General features: G+C 70.4%; 1 protein-coding gene and 2 pseudogenes. All 3 read left to right on the top strand.

Translation table 11 applies throughout. The features are described from left to right. Positions 1-494: pseudogene (locus tag EQG76_RS16705) on the top strand (sugar ABC transporter ATP-binding protein); the annotation flags it as partial. Positions 495-508: 14 nt separating this feature from the next. Further along, positions 509-1,585 carry a Gfo/Idh/MocA family protein gene (locus EQG76_RS16710; protein ID WP_159715471.1) on the top strand — a complete coding sequence of 359 codons (1,077 nt, stop codon included), beginning with the start codon at positions 509-511 and terminating at the stop codon, positions 1,583-1,585. Beyond that, positions 1,582-1,855 (top strand): annotated as a pseudogene (locus EQG76_RS16715) (sugar phosphate isomerase/epimerase); the annotation flags it as partial. The gene EQG76_RS16710 and the pseudogene EQG76_RS16715, both read left to right, overlap by 4 nt.

The raw sequence follows: 1,855 nt of genomic DNA on the forward strand, positions 1-1,855 counted from the left end.
GCACGCCCGCCGACATCTATGACCGCCCGGCCAACACCTTCGTCGCGACCTTCATGGGCTCGCCAGCCATGAACCTGCTGGACGCCCAGATCGTCGGCCATAGCGGCCGCCTTGCCCTGCGCCTGGATGGCGTGGACGGCGACGTTGCCATCCTGCCGATCCCTGCCACCGCCGGCGCCATCACGCTGCAGCAGGGCCAGAAGGTGGCCCTGGGCCTGCGCCCGGAATGGATCACCGAGCCCGGCACCAGCCGCAGCCGTGACGTCCAGTCCCTCCCCTTCACGGTGGAAGTGCTGGAGCCGACCGGCCCCGACATCTTCCTTGCCCTGCGCCTGGGCGCTGTCGAGGTCATGGGCCGCCTGCCCGCCGACACCCAGGTACAGGCCGGCGAGACCCGCACCCTCGACATCGACTACACCAAGGCCGTGCTGTTCGACCGCCAGTCCGGCCAGGCCCTCTACGCCCGGCCTGAGCCCGCCCAAGCCGCCGCCTGACAGGAACCTTCACCATGCCGAAGAAAGAAGACCGCCTCCTGCGCGTGGGCGTGCTCGGCTGCGGGCCCATCGCCCAGGCCGCCCATTTCGAGAGCTGCACCAAGGCGAAGAACGCCGAGCTGTTCGCGATCTGCGACGTGGCCGACGACCTGCGCGAGCGCATGGCCGCCACCCACGCCCCGCGCAAGGCCTATGCCGACTATGACGCGATGCTGGCCGATCCCGAGCTGGAGGCGGTGATCATCGCCACCTCCGACGCCTTCCACGTGCCCGCCGCGATGCGGGCGCTTCAGGCCGGCAAGCACGTGCTCTGCGAGAAGCCGCTGGGCGTCGCCGTCGAGGAGGTCGAGGAGCTCGCCGCCGCCGTCCGGCAGACCGGCCTGACCCTCCAGGTCGGCCACATGAAGCGCTTCGACCCGGGCATCGAGGCCGCCAAGGCGTTCATCAGCACCGAGATGGGCCAGCTCCAGGCACTCAAAGCCTGGTACTGCGACAGCACCCACCGCTACGCCATGACCGACGCGGTCCAGCCGCTGATGGTCACCAGCCGGAACGCGCGCAAGCCCTCGGGCGATCCCAAGGCCGACAAGCGCCGCTACTTCATGCTGGCCCATGGCAGCCACCTGCTCGACACCGCGCGCCACCTCGCCGGCGAGATCACCGCCGTCCAGGCCCGCCTGTCCGAGCGCTTCGGCGCCCTCTGCTGGTTCGTCGACCTCGAGTTCGCGGGCGGCACGCTCGGCCATCTCGACCTCACCGTCGCCATCCGCGGCGACTGGCAGGAAGGCTTCACCGTCTATGGCGAGCGCGGCTCGATCCAGGCCAAAACCTACAATCCCTGGTACTACAAGAGCTCCGACGTCGAGATCTTTCATGAGCAGGACGCCACCACCCGTCGTGTGCTCGGCGCCGATGGCCATTTCTACCGCCGCCAGCTGGAGGGCTTTGCCGCCACGATCCTCCACGGGCTCCCCCAGCAGGGCGCGGACGTGACCGACGGCCTGGCTTCCGTGCGCGGCATGGCTGCCATCGCCCGCAGCGTCGAGCGTGGCCAGCCCGTGGGCCTGGCCGAGGTGGAGGGCCCGGTATGACCCTGCGTCTGGGCATCTTCGCCAAGACCTTCCCCGGCAGCGACCCCGCCGCCGTCCTGGCCGAGGTCAAGGCCGCCGGCTATGCCACCTGCCAGTTCAACCTCGCCTGCTGCGGCCTCCCAGCATTGCCCGACGCGATCGACCAGGCCACGCTCGCCCGCATCGACGCCGCCCGCCAGGGGAGTGGCGTCGAGCTCTGCGCCATGTCCGGCACCTTCAACATGATCCATCCGGACCCGGCCGTCCGCGCCGCCGGCCTGCGCCGCCTCC

The organism is Geminicoccus flavidas, assembly GCF_009806515.1.
Classification (GTDB): Bacteria; Pseudomonadota; Alphaproteobacteria; order Geminicoccales; family Geminicoccaceae; genus Geminicoccus; species Geminicoccus flavidus.